Consider the following 284-nt stretch of genomic DNA (forward strand, 5'->3'; position numbering starts at 1 on the left):
TAGTTGAAAATATGTTCGCTCGATTAAAGCATTTTCGCAGTATAGCAACAGGCTATGAAAAGCTAGCACGCAATTTTAAATCTATGCTTTACCTAGCTTATACTATTATTCACTGTAAGTTAAATTGAGGACACGCCCTAGTTAGCGATATTAATGGCAGACCTATAGCAACGCCTGCTCAGAATCTTGTAACCGCCAATGGCGTTCATAGTAGTTATCAGGACAGTCCTGCTAAACAAACCCATCTCAATGAATTAACCACACGCATTGAATATTTAGAGCAG

General features: G+C 38.7%; 1 pseudogene. It reads left to right on the forward strand.

Annotation, left to right across the window (positions count from 1 at the left end):
* Positions 1–128, forward strand: a pseudogene (locus A1019T_RS12965) (IS5/IS1182 family transposase); the annotation flags it as partial.
* Between the last annotated feature and the right edge of the window lie 156 nt (positions 129–284).

This window comes from Psychrobacter piechaudii (genome assembly GCF_900162825.1).
Lineage (GTDB): Bacteria > Pseudomonadota > Gammaproteobacteria > Pseudomonadales > Moraxellaceae > Psychrobacter > Psychrobacter piechaudii.